Origin of the sequence: Paenibacillus sp. KS1 (assembly GCF_001680695.1) — a bacterium.
Taxonomy (GTDB): Bacteria; Bacillota; Bacilli; order Paenibacillales; family Paenibacillaceae; genus Paenibacillus_B; species Paenibacillus_B suaedae.
Genome location: NZ_MAIS01000029.1, coordinates 34,146 through 51,844 on the forward strand (window position 1 = coordinate 34,146; position 17,699 = coordinate 51,844).

General features: G+C 47.4%; 20 protein-coding genes. All 20 read right to left on the bottom strand.

The window, feature by feature from the left end; all coding sequences use genetic code 11:
• Positions 1-22: 22 nt before the first annotated feature.
• The gene (gene fliY, locus BBG47_RS11960; RefSeq protein ID WP_065291894.1) at positions 23-1,288 is read right to left on the bottom strand and encodes a flagellar motor switch phosphatase FliY; all 1,266 of its coding nucleotides are present in this window, start codon (positions 1,286-1,288) and stop codon (positions 23-25) included.
• Positions 1,278-2,276 (bottom strand): flagellar motor switch protein FliM, encoded by a 999-nt coding sequence (fliM, locus tag BBG47_RS11965; RefSeq protein ID WP_021256545.1) that lies wholly within the window; start codon positions 2,274-2,276, stop codon positions 1,278-1,280. The genes fliY and fliM overlap by 11 nt, the downstream gene beginning before the upstream one ends.
• 50 nt (positions 2,277-2,326) lie before the next feature.
• Positions 2,327-2,782 (bottom strand): flagellar basal body-associated FliL family protein, encoded by a 456-nt coding sequence (locus BBG47_RS11970; RefSeq protein WP_021262458.1) that lies wholly within the window; start codon positions 2,780-2,782, stop codon positions 2,327-2,329.
• Complete coding sequence (locus BBG47_RS11975) at positions 2,779-3,003, bottom strand: flagellar FlbD family protein (protein WP_021256547.1); 225 nt, start codon at positions 3,001-3,003, stop codon at positions 2,779-2,781. The genes BBG47_RS11970 and BBG47_RS11975 overlap by 4 nt, the downstream gene beginning before the upstream one ends.
• A 94-nt stretch (positions 3,004-3,097) precedes the next feature.
• Complete coding sequence (gene flgG, locus BBG47_RS11980; protein ID WP_021262460.1) at positions 3,098-3,919, bottom strand: flagellar basal body rod protein FlgG; 822 nt, start codon at positions 3,917-3,919, stop codon at positions 3,098-3,100.
• Between the two features lie 141 nt (positions 3,920-4,060).
• The gene (locus BBG47_RS11985) at positions 4,061-4,459 is read right to left on the bottom strand and encodes a TIGR02530 family flagellar biosynthesis protein (RefSeq protein WP_065291895.1); all 399 of its coding nucleotides are present in this window, start codon (positions 4,457-4,459) and stop codon (positions 4,061-4,063) included.
• Positions 4,456-4,995 (bottom strand): flagellar hook capping FlgD N-terminal domain-containing protein, encoded by a 540-nt coding sequence (locus BBG47_RS11990; RefSeq protein ID WP_065291909.1) that lies wholly within the window; start codon positions 4,993-4,995, stop codon positions 4,456-4,458. Before BBG47_RS11990 ends, BBG47_RS11985 begins: the two co-directional genes overlap by 4 nt.
• A 43-nt stretch (positions 4,996-5,038) precedes the next feature.
• Positions 5,039-6,361, bottom strand: a complete 1,323-nt coding sequence (locus BBG47_RS11995) for a flagellar hook-length control protein FliK (RefSeq protein ID WP_065291896.1) — start codon at positions 6,359-6,361, stop codon at positions 5,039-5,041.
• A 27-nt stretch (positions 6,362-6,388) separates the two neighbouring features.
• Positions 6,389-7,297, bottom strand: a complete 909-nt coding sequence (locus BBG47_RS12000) for a MotE family protein (RefSeq protein ID WP_065291910.1) — start codon at positions 7,295-7,297, stop codon at positions 6,389-6,391.
• A 54-nt stretch (positions 7,298-7,351) separates the two neighbouring features.
• Positions 7,352-7,798 (bottom strand): flagellar export protein FliJ, encoded by a 447-nt coding sequence (gene fliJ / locus BBG47_RS12005; RefSeq protein WP_065291897.1) that lies wholly within the window; start codon positions 7,796-7,798, stop codon positions 7,352-7,354.
• A gap of 7 nt (positions 7,799-7,805) precedes the next feature.
• On the bottom strand, positions 7,806-9,134 hold the full coding sequence (gene fliI / locus BBG47_RS12010) for a flagellar protein export ATPase FliI (RefSeq protein WP_021256554.1): 1,329 nt from the start codon (positions 9,132-9,134) through the stop codon (positions 7,806-7,808).
• A complete protein-coding gene (locus BBG47_RS12015; protein WP_065291898.1) occupies positions 9,124-9,969 on the bottom strand; it encodes a FliH/SctL family protein in 846 nt (281 codons plus the stop codon). The genes fliI and BBG47_RS12015 overlap by 11 nt, the downstream gene beginning before the upstream one ends.
• On the bottom strand, positions 9,962-10,969 hold the full coding sequence (gene fliG / locus BBG47_RS12020; RefSeq protein WP_005550597.1) for a flagellar motor switch protein FliG: 1,008 nt from the start codon (positions 10,967-10,969) through the stop codon (positions 9,962-9,964). The genes BBG47_RS12015 and fliG overlap by 8 nt, the downstream gene beginning before the upstream one ends.
• 5 nt (positions 10,970-10,974) lie before the next feature.
• Positions 10,975-12,561 (bottom strand): flagellar basal-body MS-ring/collar protein FliF, encoded by a 1,587-nt coding sequence (gene fliF / locus BBG47_RS12025; RefSeq protein ID WP_021256556.1) that lies wholly within the window; start codon positions 12,559-12,561, stop codon positions 10,975-10,977.
• A gap of 40 nt (positions 12,562-12,601) precedes the next feature.
• Positions 12,602-12,916, bottom strand: coding sequence for a flagellar hook-basal body complex protein FliE (fliE, locus tag BBG47_RS12030; RefSeq protein WP_021256557.1), 315 nt, complete (start codon positions 12,914-12,916; stop codon positions 12,602-12,604).
• 55 nt (positions 12,917-12,971) lie between these two features.
• Positions 12,972-13,424: a flagellar basal body rod protein FlgC gene (flgC, locus tag BBG47_RS12035; RefSeq protein WP_021256558.1), complete on the bottom strand. Its 453-nt coding sequence runs from the start codon at positions 13,422-13,424 to the stop codon at positions 12,972-12,974.
• A gap of 9 nt (positions 13,425-13,433) precedes the next feature.
• Positions 13,434-13,838, bottom strand: a complete 405-nt coding sequence (gene flgB / locus BBG47_RS12040) for a flagellar basal body rod protein FlgB (RefSeq protein ID WP_021256559.1) — start codon at positions 13,836-13,838, stop codon at positions 13,434-13,436.
• A gap of 332 nt (positions 13,839-14,170) precedes the next feature.
• Positions 14,171-15,574: an ATP-dependent protease ATPase subunit HslU gene (hslU, locus tag BBG47_RS12045; RefSeq protein ID WP_065291899.1), complete on the bottom strand. Its 1,404-nt coding sequence runs from the start codon at positions 15,572-15,574 to the stop codon at positions 14,171-14,173.
• Positions 15,575-15,607: 33 nt separating this feature from the next.
• The gene (hslV, locus tag BBG47_RS12050; RefSeq protein ID WP_021256561.1) at positions 15,608-16,150 is read right to left on the bottom strand and encodes an ATP-dependent protease subunit HslV; all 543 of its coding nucleotides are present in this window, start codon (positions 16,148-16,150) and stop codon (positions 15,608-15,610) included.
• 81 nt (positions 16,151-16,231) lie between these two features.
• Positions 16,232-17,557, bottom strand: coding sequence for an FADH(2)-oxidizing methylenetetrahydrofolate--tRNA-(uracil(54)-C(5))-methyltransferase TrmFO (trmFO, locus tag BBG47_RS12055; protein WP_021262471.1), 1,326 nt, complete (start codon positions 17,555-17,557; stop codon positions 16,232-16,234).
• Positions 17,558-17,699: the final 142 nt, after the last annotated feature.

The window sequence follows — 17,699 nt, forward strand, 5'->3', positions numbered from 1 at the left end:
CGTTGAGAATCCTCCCCAAATCTTATTGTAGTTTTTGAATTCGATCCCACTGATTGATAATATCTGTGACACGCACGCCGAAGTTCTCGTCGATTACAACAACCTCGCCCTTCGCGATAAGCTTGTTGTTGACAAGAATATCGACAGGCTCGCCTGCCAGCTTGTCCAGCTCGATAATGGAGCCCTGGGAAAGCTCCAAGATGTCCTTGATCTGTTTGTGTGTCCTACCTAATTCTACTGTGACTTTGAGTGGGATGTCCAACAATAAATTTAGATTAGATTCATCCGTTTGTTGGTATGGAGCCGATTGGAAACTTGCGAATTGCACAGGCTGCACGTTCACATTCCGATTCGGTGCAGTCCCAAATGCTGCAGCATGATCTCCACGTATATCCATACCAGGTGTATGCATTGGAGCTGTTGTATAAGGTTGCTGCATAGCATGCCCTCCTCCCATTGGATCATGATAGCCCTGCATCGGCGGCATATGGGATTCCATTGCCGGTTGAACTGGTGCTGTCATAGACGGTTCATAAGCTGATTTGGCTTCAGGCTGCATTTCTGCAACCGGAGTTTCTGCAGCAGCCGCAGGTTCATCTGAAGCTGAGCCAAGCAGCAGTGAGACCATATTCCGCGCAAACGGAACTGTTAATATTTGCATGATCGTTGAATCGATCAGATCACTAATCGTCAATCGGAACGATACCTTAACGAGTACATTATCTTCAGGCAATGTATCTACGCCTGTTCCATTAGACATATCCAAGATGCCAATTCCAGGAGGAGAGATATTCACTAAGCGATTGAAGATGGTAGACATCGAAGTCGCTGAAGATCCCATCATTTGGTTCATAGCTTCTTGAACAGCACTAATATGAATTTCAGTCAAATCATGACTCGTGTTCGTGCCATCTCCGCCAAGCATCAAGTCTGCAATTACCTGAGCATCCGATGTTTTGATAACGAGTGAGTTTACACCCTCAAAGCCTTCTACATAGCGAACGTGTACGGCCACGTGCGGCTTTGGAAACTCATTCTCCAAGTTCTCACGCTGAAGCAGCGAAATGCGAGGCGTTGTAATCTCTACTTTCTTGCCAAGCAACGTGGACAATGCTGTTGCTGCACTGCCGAATGTGATGTTGCCAATTTCACCCAATGCATCAATTTGAATCGGGTCCAAAAACTTTTCAATGGAAGGAGTACCGGCTTCTTCGGCAGACGGTTCATCTGATGATCTCTTCAACAACGCGTCAATTTCCTCCTGTGACAAGTAGTCCTTACTCGTCATGCTCTTCCACTCCTTCATCTACAACGTGATCGATTTGTACTGAGACTCGATCCTTATACACACCAGGTGTTCCTATATATTTCTCGCGTTCGCCGACCCGAATTGACAATCCACTGTCAACCGGCTTATTCAACGCGATCACATCGCCAACCGCGAGCTGCATTAGCTCATGCACCGTAATATTGGATGTCCCCAGTTCCACCGATATCGGCAGCTTCGCCTTTGTTACGCGCTGGCGTAATTTTTCAACTTCAATCGGCTCTCTTGTCTTCTTCTCTGATACGAACCAATGGTGCACAGAGAGCTTCGGCATGATCGGCTCAATGACGACATGCGGGATACACAAGTTGATCATCCCCGTCGTATCCCCGATTTTCGTGCTCAAGGAGATGAGCGCTATCGTTTCATTCGGCGATACGATCTGCATGAACTGTGGATTCGTCTCCAATGCTTCAAGTCTTGGTTCAATATCAAGGACATTTTTCCAAGCTTCTTGCAAACTGTCGAACGCACGGCTGAATATTCGCTCCATAACCGTCGTCTCAATCTCTGTTAACGCATTGATTTTCGATGGAGCCATACCCGTACCGCCCAACATGCGATCCAGCATCGCAAAGGCTACGTTAGGATTTACTTCGAGTACCATTCGCCCCTTGAACGGCTCAGCCTCGAAAATATTCAGAATCGTCATCTTCGGAATAGACCGAATAAATTCGTCATACGGCAGCTGTTCTACCTGTACGACATTGATTTGTACAAATGTCCTGAGTTGCGCAGAAAAATATGTCGTTAAATATCTGGCAAAATTCTCATGGATGCGTGTTAAGCTGCGGATATGATCCTTAGAAAATCGAACAGCCCGCTTAAAATCATAGGAGCGGATTTTACGCTGCGTCTCCTCTTTCTTCAGCTCTTCTGCATCCATCTCACCTGAGGACAACGCCGCCAGCAAGGCGTCAATCTCGTTCTGTGACAGCACGTCAACCAATCGTTTCACCCCCTTACAGGAATCAACTACAACAGATGTAACCGCCCTTGTTAGAGGCGTTGCATAATGAAATCGGTCAAGTCGATTTGAATGACCTTGCCCTCTGGCAACTGCTTGTTAATCAATTCGAGCAGCTTGGAACATAACTGATCTTGTCCCTTCATGCCTTGCAGTTCCTCCGGCTTCATGTCTGCGAGCGTACGTAAGATCAATGGTTTAATACGCATGTCTTTGATCTTGTCAAACTGCTCCTTGGTCTTCTTGCTGTCCAATTGAAATGCGAATCCTGTCAGTACGATATAGTCGTGATCTGCCAGGTTCGTCTTGATTTCATTCATACTGGACGTCATTTCTACAATTTCATCGGCAGACAGTCTAGGCACAGCAATGTTCCCAGTCGGGTTAGCTTGTTTCCCTGGTGTTGAGTTCAACATCATAATAACTACCAGTGCAATTAACGTGAGCGCTAGCAGCACCGTAATCATCCACGGCAGCATTCGTTTCATGGTTGTCCCTCCGATAATTCTGTCTTCTTCGTTCCGGCAATAATGCCTACAGAACGTATGTATTGTTCAATGCAACTAATGACTTCCTGCCCTTTCTCCAGCACAATAAACTTCTTGCCTGTCGTCAGGGTAATATACGTGTCGGGTGTCTCCTCTACAGACTCGATAAGAAGGGCGTTCACCCATACAGGCGATCCATTCAATCTCGTAACAGATATCATTCTATTCCTCCTTTCGAGCGCCGTCCGTCATCCCGCAGACTGGGGATTATGCCCCCACAGCCTGCGGGATTAAGGAAGCAGGATTACCTACCGCTTATCGCTTCAAGTTAACAACCTCTTGCAGCACTTCATCGGAAGTTGTGATGATGCGAGAGTTCGCTTGGAAGCCGCGTTGCGCAACGATCATTTCGGTAAATTCAGAAGTCAAATCAACGTTCGACATTTCCAGCTGTCCGGAAATGATCGCGCCTGTACCAGCTTCTGGACTGTTTGCTTCCGACAATTCATCAAGAGCGCCGCCCTCAATCGCATTCGGAGTCAATCGGTACAAGTTGCCTCCCACCTTCTCCAAGCCTTCTGGATTCGGGATCTTCGCAACACCAATTTTGATGCCTGTTGCTTCAGTCGTACCATCATCTCTCTTCGCGATAATTTCGCCATTTTGTGCAATAGTGAAGGCAACGATCTCTTCATCCAATTGAATTCCGCCACCGCCAGCGTCCAGCACTCGCAAACCATCGGAAGTTACCAATTGACGCATTGCATCGAGATGGAAATCACCAGCGCGAGTATAGAAGGTCGCACCATCATCACCCATTTTTACTGCAAAGAATCCATCTCCATCAATGCGCAAATCGAGCGGACGGTTCGTCGTCATCGCACTGCCGCCTGTATGCACATTGTCTATGGAAGCAACAACAGCACCAAGTCCGATCTGCTTAGCATTGACGCCCCCCATACCACCATCGCCTGGTGCAGTCGTTCCTGATACCGTTTGGCTCATAATATCCTTAAAGGTTACGCGTCCAGCCTTGAAGCCTGCTGTATTTACGTTCGCAATGTTATTGCCGATTACATCTAGCTTCGTCTGAAAGCCGCGCATTCCGGATACACCAGAGTACATGGATCGAATCATTCTTTTTACCTCCGACTATTCGTTATTCCGCTCACTTCTGTCGTTCCATGAGCGATGGCCTCCTTAACGGTCCAGCCATTTCATACCGTGCCCTGCCATTTACACATTTCTCAACCTCATCAATGTAACTGCCAATGAACATTAATTCATAAGGACGGCACTGTCTATTTGCGTAAAGATGTGATCCTGCTGAGAAGCTTCATCCAGAGCCGTGATTACCGTTCGAGAGTGAACATTCACAATGAACGCCTGCTTGTTAACAACAACCAGTGATTGCTTAGCTCCTTTGGATTCCGCTTGTGAAATAGCCTGCTTCATCTTTTGCATCAAATCCGGTGTCATGGACATCCCGCGCTCTTTCATCCGAAGTTGCGCATGGTGACTGAACCGTACGTCTTCCTGCTTATGCAGCTCTTGATTCAGCAGCTGCTGAAACTGGAGGGCAGCGCTTGTCTTTCCGCTTGATGTCGCCCTCGATAAAGAACTTGTCTGTACAGGACGAATTGGCGGCAAATGCCCTAGTGAGCCTTGGATATTCATGAATTGCCGTCCACGGCTTGTTCCGGCTTGCTTGTCGCATTCCCATCCTCTTGTCCGCTTGAAGGCATGCGAATTTCAGAAATGTACTTCATTTCGACTTCGTCCTTGCCTACTTTGGCGTACATCTGATTGTCACGAACTAGAATGGAATCCACGATTCCCGTCTTGATTTGGGTTGTGCTTTCCTTACCGTCCGTACTTGCCGCATCTTTCTGCGCAATCCATGTAATCTCCTTGCCGATCATATTGGAGGACATTCCGAGTGTCTGCTGCATCGTGTTCATCTGCGTCGAAATGTTCATTAATTGTTCGACAGAGCTAAATTGCGCCATTTGTGCGATAAAATCACGATCTTGCATGGGCTGCATTGGATCCTGATTTTGCAATTGCGTGATCAGAATTTTAAGAAATTCATCCTTCCCGAGCTTCTTCTCTTCCACACGACCGGCCAACGCCATATTGTCCTTGTGATAGTTCGGGAAAGTCACGACTTTCTGGAAGTTATTGCTCTTTACATTATTAACTTCTCCTGGCACTTCCGCCCCTCCCTTCTCCTTGCTTGCTACTACCAAATACGCATCAATTATACAGATGCTGAGAAGGTGGATTGACATGAGCACGCAGTGCTTCCTTCACCTGCTCTTCGTCCTGCTTCAGTGCTGCTGTATCTTCAATAGCTGCTGAACGCTGCTTCGATTGACGCTCCGATGATTGTTGACGATTGGCATTGGATTGCCGCTGTTCCTGGAACATCGATGAAGCCATTGACGAAGATGGCTGCTGGGCAACTTCAATCTTCTCAACTTGAATGCCCTGCGTCTGTAATGCTCCTCGAAGCATTGACATCTGCTGTTCCAGCATCTCTTTCGCTATTCCATGCTCCGTCATAAAGCGAGCTGTCAATTGTCCGTTATGTATTGTCAAGCGAATATCGACCTGCCCCAAATGCTCAGGGTACAACGATATTTTCGCTTCTGATACTGGACCCAGCTTGCTAAAGCGAAGCTGCTTCACGATGAAGCCGGACATTTCATCCGCAAATCGATCCGCATGAACAACAGGTGTAGATTTCGTTGTATTCAATCCTTCCTGTCTCATCGCCCATTGACCTGCCAGCATGACCTGCTGCGTTGGCTGAGCTTCTGTGCTATCAATCGTAGTCGATTCTACAACCGCTCCTGCCGCAGCTGAAGTAGCTGCCGGACGAAGCAGTGTGTTTAATTCAGTAAGCTTCTTCATAGCACCAAGCACTTGTCCCGCTTCTTGATCATTACCACTTGTCAATGCCGCCTGATTCGATCCACTGCCGTTAAGAAGACGCATCAGTTCTTGAGATCCAGCTGCATCAGTTTCAAGCCCATCCCCCTTCGATTGAAGGGCAGCACGCAGCATATGTGCGAAGTTATTCGATTCCCCCGTGCCTTTTGGAGCATCCAAGTACGACGCTAACTGAGCCATAATATCGCGCACTGCAATGGTGATTGTCTCAGGCTGTGCAATCAGATTTTGAAATTGTACGGAATCGCCTTGCTGCCCTGGCTGCTGTTCTTGCAGCCACTGATGAGCTTGCATTAGCCATTGCTGCAGCGCAGCCATAAGAGCAGGGTCCGGATCTGCTGCAAGCTGCTCATCCAGCTGCTTTAGCGGGTCATCGAACCATTGCCCAATCGCCTCAGTCAATGATTCCTCTCCTTCCGAACCCAGTGATGCCAATATTTCATTTGCTGACATCATTGAACCGAGTGATGAGGACATCATTGCGTCTCCTTCTGCTCCAGCACTGCTCATGCACTGAGCAAGTGTAGCCCAGAAACCAGAAGCTCCTGTATCGCCTTTCGATTGAACTCCACCGAAAAACGATGCCGCATTACCAGCAGATACGTTCGTAATCGTTCCTGACATGTTTTCACCTCCTTCCGTTACATACGGTTATTGGTTCGGCAATAATTTGGCAACTAACTTAGCTGTCTTCGTCTTGTCTATGTCTGTCATGGCATTAATCAATTTCGAGCGTGTCGCATCGTCAACCGAACTCAGTACTGTCAGTGCTTTGTCCGGATTTATTTTCGCAGTTTCAAGCAGGAAGCTTGCTCCGCTCTTCGGTGTCATGCTCGAGAACGTTTTACTGAGCTGCGAACGATCCAGCCCTGTTTGCGCCTCTTTGCTGTTCTCGTTTTTCTTGAGTCTCGCTTGCAGCGCGCGAATTTCCAAATTGTCGGACGGCTTAATATCCTTCAACATCATGGATGCTTCAGCTGCCACCTTGGGATTCATCTTCTCGAGAACTTTGACCCGGTTGTCTTGTTTCATTGCATTCAGTACGAGCACAATCTCTTCCGTTGCCATATTCTCTAAGATCGGAGCTGCTTTACTCGGCATCATCTTGGCATACACGTTCGCCAAATCCTTAATTTGACGATCATATTGCTCTTGATTCGCTTGCTGCTCCTGATGATTGCTTTTCAGACTTTGAAGCTGGTGCTTCAACTCAGAAACTTCCCCCTCAAGACTTTTCCGTTTGTCGGCCAAGACTCGCAAATCCTGATCTTTAGAAGCAAGCAGCGCCTTTAATTCTGTAATTTGTTCAGATTGCGCCTTGGTTTCTTCCTTCTGTGCCTTCTTTTCTTCCTTCGCTTTATCCTTCGGAGCTTCCTCTGGAGTCACCCACTTGTTCACGATAGGAATCTCACTGGCAATCGACACGAGCTGGCTGCGCCAATTCGCATTAAAGAGTGTCAACAACACACCGATTAAAATAATCGCAAAAATGATTGGTGTCACAAAGAACAAAAAACGCTCAAAACCTGAATAATTGCTTTCTTTTTCTTCTGTCATCATCTCTGACACTGCTATCCCTCCTGCTTGTGCGGCGGGTTCGAACCGGTATCCATGTTAGCGGGCGGCCATGTGATAGCGGACCGTTGCGAGCTCGTCCATCTCACTTTGCTCCCACAATGCCATCTGCCGCTTGAACTCCTCTTCTGCTTTTTCACGGGCTTTGGTCCATACCTTTTCATCCGTCATTCGTTCTGCAAGCTCACCCTGCTTGTCCTGAACATGGATTTCTGCTGACCGTACCCGTGTCCTCGCATGTTGGATTTGCTGTTCCACATGGGAGATGTACTGCTGCCAAGCTTGAACTTCAGCTGCTGGCGCACAGCTGTCCACACTATGCTGCAGCTGCTGCCTTGCTGTCTCGAATTCTCGAAGACATTCTTGCAGGCTGTTCTCTTCCGCATGCAGATGTCCAACAGCCTCTGACAGCATCCATTCCGCTTGTTTCTTCTCATTCGTCCTCAGATCCAGAACCTTCTGGAATGAATAATGAAAAGCTCGCACTGCTCATTCAACTCCCTGGAAATTGCATCATTAATTGTTCCACCGTATCCTCATAGGAAGCTTCCTCTTCAATACGCTGCTTCGTAAAGGTTTCGATCTGCTCGATATAGGCAATCGCTTCATCGATAGCAGGATTGCTGCCTTGCTGATAAGCGCCGATGTTAATCAAATCTTCCGATTCACGGTAGACTGCCAGCAGCCGCTTCAACTGCTCTGCTGACAATTGGTGATCCTTCGGCACAATATCCTTCATAACCCGACTGACGCTGGCCAATATATCAATTGCAGGAAAATGTCCCTTATTGGCGATGTTCCGGTTCAATACAATGTGTCCATCCAGTATCCCCCGAACCGCATCGGCAATTGGTTCGTTCATATCGTCACCATCTACTAAAACCGTATAGAACGCAGTAATTGAACCGCTTGTTCCCGTTCCTGAACGCTCCAGCAGCTTCGGTAAGCTTGCAAACACGGACGGTGTATATCCGCGTGTCGCCGGAGGCTCCCCAACGGCAAGTCCAACCTCACGCATTGCCATTGCATAACGAGTTACTGAATCCATCATCAGCATCACATTCATCCCACGATCTCGGAAATACTCTGCTATCGTTGTCGCAATAAGCGCGCCCTTAATCCGAACGAGCGCAGGCTGATCCGAGGTTGCAACAATAACAACCGAACGAGCAAGCCCTTCAGGCCCTAAATCCCGTTCGATAAATTCGAGCACCTCGCGTCCGCGTTCCCCAATCAGGGCGATGACGTTTACATCCGCATCTGTATTACGTGCAATCATGCCAAGAAGTGTACTCTTCCCGACACCAGATCCGGCAAAAATACCAACCCGCTGCCCGTTTCCAATCGTTAGCAACCCATCAATTGCCCTTACTCCTACTCCAATCGGTTCGCTTACACGCTGACGCTTAAGCGGGTTGGACGGAATATTATTTGTCGAATACTGCGACATTCGTGTCGGCAAGAAAGATCCGTCGAGCGGTCTTCCTAGCCCGTCTAACACCTTGCCAAGCAGTTCTGAGCCAACCGATACACTCAATGGCTTTCCTGTGCCTACAACATCACAGCCAGGGCCAATGGATTGCAGCTCGCCAAGCGGCATAAGAAGCACCTTATTGTCACGGAAGCCTACCACTTCCGCCATCAACGGCTCGCAGCCCTTCGTCGGGTAGATATAACATACTTCCCCAACACTTGCATCCGGCCCCTCAGATTCAACCATCAGCCCGATTACTTGCGTTACCTTACCATTAACACGAACTGGATCTATTTGCCGTAAATGATCCATATATTTATTCGCATTCCATTTGTAATTAAGCGCCATCGTCTATACGCTCCTCTTGCTGAATCGCCACCTGCAGAAGTGCCTTCTTGATTTCAGACAACTGTGTGTCTATGCGGGCGTCGATGCTTCCAAGGGATGACCGTACAACACAACCTCCATCGTTCACGCTTGTATCTGGAATAATCTCCAGTTCTGCTTGAGAGTCTATTGCAAATCCAAGCTCCTCACGTGCTGCATGGACGAAGGAGAACTGCTCAGGCGACACACACAGTGTAATTGTGCCGCTCTCACGCTTGCGGGCAAGTGTTCTTCGAGCGATTTCGAGTATAATGTCCGGATCAACCGTGAGCTGCTGCTGAATGACCTTCTCAGCAACGGCACAGCTAAGCGTAACGACGAAAGGCTCCGCCTCCTGGAGGATTTGCTCTTTGGCCTGATACGCTTGCTGCAAAACGGCTTGAGCTTCAGCAATCTTGCGCTCATATGCCTGCTGTATTTCCTGCTCCGCTTGTGCCATCCCTTGCTGATAGCCTTCGTCATATCCTTGCTGCTTCAATGACTCGACAAGCTGCTCATCTTGTTCTCTTCGCTCTGTCCACCAGGCATCGATCTGTTCACGAGTTTCGCTTAACATCGTCTCAGCCTCGTCTGCTGCATTGCGTACATGCTCTTCAGCGAACGATTCTGCATCATCGAGAATGGACTGCCGCAAACTTGCAAGCTGCTCATCCTTATTCAAGACATGTTCCGCAGTCAACGGCTCAGCTTGTTCTTCTACCGGTGCCGCGTCCTGTCTGAGATGGCGGCGCACCGCCTCCAGCATTCTCAGCTGCTCGACAGGAACATACTCGGTTGATTTGATGACATTAGACAACGATATCATCTCCTCCGCCGCGAGCGATGATCACTTCACCCGCTTCTTCTAAGCGACGGATAGTCGACACGATTCGAGTCTGTGCTTCTTCCACATCACGAAGCCGTACAGGCCCCATAAATTCCATTTCTTCCTTGAATGTATCCGCCATACGCTTGGACATATTCCGGAATATCGACTCGCGTACTTCTTCGCTTGCAACTTTGAGTGCGAGCTGCAAATCGCTGTTGTCGATGTCGCGGATAATGCGTTGAATCGAACGGTTGTCGATATTGACGATATCCTCGAATACGAACATTCTCTTTTTGATTTCTTCGGCCAATTCCGGATCCTGAATTTCGAGAGAGTCCAGAATCGTCCGCTCTGTTCCTCGATCGACACCATTCAAGATATTGACGATCGATTCGATGCCGCCTGCGCTTGTGTAATCTTGGGTAACCGTCGACGAAAGCTTCTGTTCAAGCACCTGCTCCACCTGACTAATAACTTCCGGCGAAGTGCTGTCCATCAACGCAACTCTTCTCGCCACCTCTGCCTGCTTCTCAGGAGGAAGCGAGGATAGGATGACCGAAGCTTGTTCGGTCTGCAAGTAAGAGAGAACCAGCGCAATCGTTTGAACATTCTCGTTCTGTATAAAGTTGAAGATCTGCTGTGCGTCTGCCTTGCGTGCGAAGTCAAACGGTCTCACCTGCAGCGTTGCTGTCAGGCGATTAATAATATCCAGCGCCTTTTGCTGTCCGAGTGCCTTCTCCAAAATTTCTTTTGCGTATGTAATACCGCCTTGCGATATATATTCCTGTGCTAGGCAAATTTGGTGAAATTCGCTCATTACCGCTTCTTTTTCCGCTGCATCTACTTTGCGGACATTTGCAATTTCGAGCGTAAGCTGCTCAATTTCTTCATCCCTAAGATGCTTGAATATTTGAGCTGACACTTCCGGCCCGAGCGTTATAAGCAAAATCGCCGCCTTCTGTCTGCCTGTTAATCCGCCTTTGACCATTCCGCTCACCTCGATTCCTCTACTAGCCATGTGCGCAGCAATTTAACAAATTCATCCGGTTTCTTCTTCGCTAGCGATTCCAGCTGTTTGCGTACCTGATGCTCGCCAGTCAAATTCTCTAAGTCAATAGAAGGAAGTTCGAGTTGAGACGGACCAGACATTTCGGTCTCGTAATATTCTTCTTCCTCTTCTTGTCTTCGTTTGCGGACGACCGCGTAGGTAATTCCTCCTGCCACAGCTAGTAATCCAAGCGCACCCGCGCCATACCATACCCAGTTCGGAATCGACTGATTGTCCGACACGACTCCATCTTTAGAACCATTTTGAGTCATAACAGAAACTTTTTGCGTCAGATCAACGTCTGTATATGTAACACCTGAATCTCTCAATTGAGTAGCAACAATACTGCGCAGCACCTTTTCGACTTGCTGCACTCGATCTTGTTGCATTTGATCTGAGTCGATTGCTGCATGAATGGTTAAATCTTTAACAGCATATGGACTTGCTTCAATCGTGTTCGATATCCGATTCACATCGTAATTGGTCGTGCGTTGGGATTTCTCGGAGTTCGTCTCTCCGCCGTTAGATGCAGAAGGATAATTCGTTACTTCTCCATCGCCAACGCCAGCAACACCACTTTCAGGTGAACCTTTACCTGTATGGGATTCCTGCATTTCCTGTACGCTAATTTCAATTCCTTTCATCTCTTCCTTATTTACAGGCTCGACAAGATCTTCTTTCTTGTGGATTTTGTCGAAATTCAATTTGGCAGAGACAAGGATATGAACCTTGTCAGCCGGAAATTGGCCATTAAGGAACTGCTGAACGGTCATGCGAATATCGTTTTCATACTTACGCTGAATTTTGAGTTGCTCATCGACTTCACCGAGCGCGTTTTTGCCATTACCGCCGACTGAACCCGAAGCGAAGAACATACTTTCATTGCTAGAAATCGTAATATTTTCAATCGGCAAATGCGGCACAGCTGTCTTCACCAAATTGAAATATCCATCAACTTCTGCCTGGTTCGGCTGATAGCCGCCTTTAAAGCTAAGCACGATGGATGCCGATGCTTGTTCTTGATCCGGTGTAGCAAATACTGTCTCTTTAGGCAAATTGACGATTACTTTTGCATCCTGAACGCCTTGCATTTGACGCAGTAACCGTTCGACTTCTCCGTTCAATGCGTTCTTATAACGCACGTCAAATACATTGTCGGTCATTCCGCTCATTAGCCCGTCAGCGCCGAATGATTCGAAGCCGATCGAGCCATTCTTCACAATCCCTTGCGCACCAACATCCACCTTAACTTTTGCAGCTGAGGTGCTTGGGACGGATATTTGGCTTCCATTGGAACTTAATTGATACGGAATGTTGTTTGAATTTAGATACTCAATGATGCCAGCCGCATCATTTGCGTTCAAATCGCGAAATGCGAGTTCATACTCGGTTTTCGAAAATAAATACGTCATGATAACTGCAGCTACGAGTACAAGGCCAATTGTCGACAACAGCAATGCCTTTTGTTTCTTGCTGAATTGATTCCAATATCGAGACGCTTTATCACGATATTGGGTCACTTTTTCATTCACTTCACGTCACCCCACCCAAACTATGTAAGACATCACGCTGTTATAACTGCATGCGCATAATATCCTGATACGCTTCAACGACCTTATTGCGCACTTGAGTAGTCAGCTGCATGCCGAGTAGCGCACGCTCTGAGGCGATCATGAGTTGATCGACATCAACTTCACCCAGTATAAACTTGTCATTCATCGTCTGGACTTGCTGCTCTTGTCCTTCAAGTTGCTGGAGTGCATCTGCAAAGAAAGTGCCGAAAGACTTTGTCACTTCTGCTGGTGAATTCTGCTTCAGCCCTGCTGCGGCCGTAGAAGACGTGGCCGGCTGAGCCATATGTATTGGGAGCATTGTATTCTGAATCACTCTTTTCCCTCCTTATCCGAATGGTTCGGCAGATTTTTGTCGAAAAATAGCGAAATTATCCCTTGCCGATCTCGAGCGCCTTCATAACCATCGATTTGGAAGCATTTAGTGCTGTTACATTCGCCTCATATGATCGAGTTGCTGAGATCATATCGACCATTTCCTTCGCTATGTCGACGTTAGGCATCGTTACATAACCATTCTCATCTGCATCCGGATGTGTCGGATTGTATGCGATCTTGAAGGCCGAATTATCCGCTTTAATTTGGGATACCTTAACCCCTCTTGATGTCGGCTCACCCTTCATCGCAGCTTCAAAGGATTGTTGAAAAGTCGGCTCTGTCGGTGACATGACGACAACCTTGCGAGTGTACGGTACGAACTTCCCGTTCACATACTGTGCACGCGTCGTCTCCGCATTCGCGATATTGGAGGAGATGACATCCATGCGCAATCTTTGAGCGGTTAAACCGGACGAGCTAATTTGAAAACTGTTGCTAATCTTCATAACTATCGATTACCTCCTAACATCCATTGATGTTCGCATCATATTAATATGATGGTTAAGCTGCTGTATAAAGGTGTTGTAGCGCAACTGGTTTTCCGCCTGCATCGTCATTTCCCGATCCATGTCGACGTTGTTGCGATTATTGCCCATCACGGTAGCTTGGTCGCGAATCACCTGCATGGACGGCGTTGATTGAGAAGGCCCAATATAAAAGTGCTTTTCATTCGTTCGGCGACCTACCAGAGACCCGCCCTCCATCTGATCTCTCAGGAGAGATTCAAATTGCACTTCCGAACGCTTAAAATATGGCGTATCGACATTCGCAATATTATTTGAAATCGCATTCTGCCTCGCTACAGAAGTTTGAATGGCACCTTCCAGGCGCGACATATGAACGCCATTCAATAGATCCACAATAACCCCTCCTTTTCGTTGTTTAAAATTTTGACTATATTACTATACCATTTACTTTGACGTTTCTCCTTCTTTTTTTCGACAAAATATTTGTTTTTGTGCATAAGTCGAAGGACGCATGTGCATGATTCGCGATTATTCATTCAATTTGTTAATTTTATGACAGAAGAAGATAATTAACGCCATACCTATCATCTTAAACTTTGGGTTATAACACAATAAGAAAAAAGCCCTATCTTTCGTCCGAAAGTCAGGGCTTTTTCTAAATAGTTTGTCGAACATTTTGACTGGTCTATATCTCAATAACAATTGTCACACTTTGTCGGATTATACTACAATATATATTGGCTCAAGTCCCGGTTCTGAGAAATATCTGCTAGTTTTTCACGTACATATTCCGGTGTAATCTGAAATGTCTCCAATGTCAGCTCTGGCGCCTCGAAAGACAAGTCTTCGAGCAGCTTCTCCATGATCGTATGAAGGCGTCTTGCCCCGATATTCTCCATGTTCTGATTCACCGTTGCAGCAATATTGGCAATCTCCCGGATTGCTTCATCCGAAAATTGTATTTCAATATTCTCTGTCTTCAATAATTCGACATATTGCTTCGTCAATGCGTTTTTCGGCTCCGTCAAGATGGACACGAAGTCATCCAGCGACAGATTGTTCAATTCGACACGAATCGGGAATCGTCCCTGCAATTCGGGAATAAGATCAGACGGCTTGGCGATATGGAAGGCACCTGCTGAAATAAACAACACATAGTCTGTTTTTACAGGCCCATACTTGGTCATAATGGTTGAGCCTTCTACGATCGGCAGAATGTCTCGCTGTACCCCTTCTCTGGATACATCCGGGCCAGAACCTCCCCGTCCGCTGGAAGCAATCTTGTCGATCTCATCAATGAAGATGATGCCGGATTGCTCTGCACGTCGAATGGACTCCTGAGTAACATCGTCCATATCAATTAACTTACCCGCTTCTTCTTGTGTTAAAACTTTGCGTGCTTCCTTAATCGTCAGCTTGCGCTTCTTCATGCGCTTAGGCAGCAGATTACCGAACATCTCCTGCATGTTCATGCCCATCTGCTCATTACCTTGGCCAGACAGGAAATCAAGCATGCTCGGTGTATTCTCTTCCACGTCGATTTCAATCATATCGTTCTCGAGCTGCCCAGACAACAATTCGAAACGTACTTTGCGGCGCTTCTCTTGGATGCCCGGGTCTGGCTCTTTCTCAGGAGATGACTGTTCCTGGTTGTTGTTCTGGCCGAAAAACATCTCAAACGGGTTACGGCCATTCTTATTCGATTGAGGTGTAGGCACTAGCAATTCAACAATACGCTCGTTTGCCATTTCCTCTGCTTTGTCCTTCACCTTCTCTGTACGCTCCAGCTTCACCATTCGAATCGAGGTTTCTACAAGATCTCGAACCATGGATTCGACATCTCTACCGACATAACCTACTTCGGTGAATTTCGTCGCCTCCACTTTAACAAATGGCGCATGAACAAGCTTCGCCAGGCGACGGGCAATTTCCGTCTTACCCACACCTGTAGGCCCGATCATTAAGATATTTTTCGGAACGATCTCATCTTGGATGCTCTCATCAAGCAGTCCACGGCGATATCGGTTGCGCAGTGCAATCGCAACGGCACGTTTCGCATTCTTCTGACCAACAATATACTTATCCAATTCAGTAACGATTTGTCGCGGTGTCCACGCTTGCTGATTCATTACTATCCCTCCGCTCCGGCTGCCATACGGCTACTAAATTTGTTCAACCACAATATTGTCATTCGTATATACACAGATTTCACTTGCAATCTGAAGTGAAGCTTCCGCCATTTCTTTGGCTGTCATATTCGGAGAATGTCGTTTCAAAGCGCGTCCAGCAGCGAGTGCAAATGATCCACCAGATCCGATTGCGATGACATCGTCATCAGGCTCAATAATCTCTCCTCCGCCCGAAATAAGCAGCATATGGGTCGCATCCATTACAATCATCAATGCTTCTAATTTGCGAAGCACACGATCTTGACGCCAGTCCTTCGCAAGTTCGACTGCTGCGCGCTGCAAATTGCCGTGATGCTCCTCCAGCTTGCCTTCGAACTTCTCGAACAATGTAATCGCATCCGCTACCGAACCTGCAAATCCAGCGACTACCTGACCGCGATATAAGCGTCGAACCTTGCGTGCGTGCTGCTTCATCACCATGTTGTTGCCGAAGGTCACCTGACCGTCGCCTGCAATCGCAGCTGCACCATTATGTCTTACCGCACAAATCGTTGTTGCATGAAATGAATATTCCACTCTACCAAGCCTCCTGCCTCATGAACGCGCAAAGGAACCAGACATGCACAAAACGGCCGCTGCTTCCTTACGCTTCACCAATTATTTGATGTGGATGCCATGCTCTTCCTGAAATGCACGCAGCGTATCAAGCGCACGATGTGCGATGGCTTCGTTCTTTTCTTTTTTGTTGCGAATACGAGTCTCCAGCGGCGGGAACAAGCCAAAGTTCGCATTCATAGGTTGGAAATGTTTAAAATCCGCGGTTGTAATGTAATTCGCCATACTTCCTAATGTCGTTTGCTGCGGCAATACAAGACATGAATTGCCCGCTGCATACCGTGCTGCATTCAGTCCTGCAATCAATCCCGATGCTGCAGATTCTACATAACCTTCTACCCCTGTCATCTGACCAGCAAAGAACAAGGATGGTCGGCCCTTGAATTGATAAGTTGGCTCAAGCAGCTTCGGTGAGTTAACGAACGTATTGCGGTGCATAACGCCATAACGTACAAATTCGGCTTGTTCCAAACCAGGGATCATGCGGAACACCCGCTTCTGTTCTCCCCATTTCAAGTGAGTCTGGAAACCGACCATGTTGTATAGTGTGCCTGCTGCATTATCCTGACGAAGCTGAATAACAGCATACGGCGTCTTGCCTGTATTCGGATCAACCAAACCTACTGGCTTCATTGGCCCGAACAGAGCTGTCTGCTTGCCGCGGCTCATCATTACCTCAATCGGCATGCAGCCCTCAAAGTAAACTTCCTTCTCGAATGTTTTCAGTTCAGCTTTCTCTGCTGTAATAATCGCCTCGTAGAACGCATTGAACTCTTCTTCATTCATTGGGCAATTCAAATATGCTGCTTCACCCTTATCATAACGAGAAGCCAAATATACCTTGTTCATATCGATTGTATCTTTATCAATGATAGGCGCCGCCGCATCGTAGAAGTAGAAGTACTCCTCACCCATCAATTCTTTAATACGTGCGGATAACGATTCGGATGTCAAAGGACCTGTCGCAATGACGGTAATACCATCTTCAGGAATATCCGCAACTTCCTCGTTGCGTACCTCAACTAGCGGATGCTCCTTCAGCGTGTTCGTAATCTCATCCGAGAAGCCTTCACGGTCAACCGCCAATGCTCCACCTGCTGGTACAGCATGTTTATCAGCTGCGCTCATGATCAATGAGTTCATGTAGCGCATTTCTTCCTTCAATACACCTACTGCATTGCTCAATCCATTTGCTCGCAGCGAGTTGCTGCACACCAGTTCAGCAAACCGTCCGCTATGGTGAGCTGGAGTCTGTTTGACAGGTCTCATTTCATATAGTGTGACAGGCACGCCTTGCTGTGCAATTTGCCATGCCGCCTCACTCCCCGCCAATCCTGCACCAATGACGGTTACTCTAGGCTGATTCATTTGTTGATATCCCCCTCAGTTGTATGCAAAAGCACTGATCGCGGCTCCTTGAATAAGCAGCCGCGATGCAGAGCTAACCTTTTATTATCGTAATTCAGACTGTAAACTTGTGAAGATAGCACGAGAATTACAGCAGCGAAGC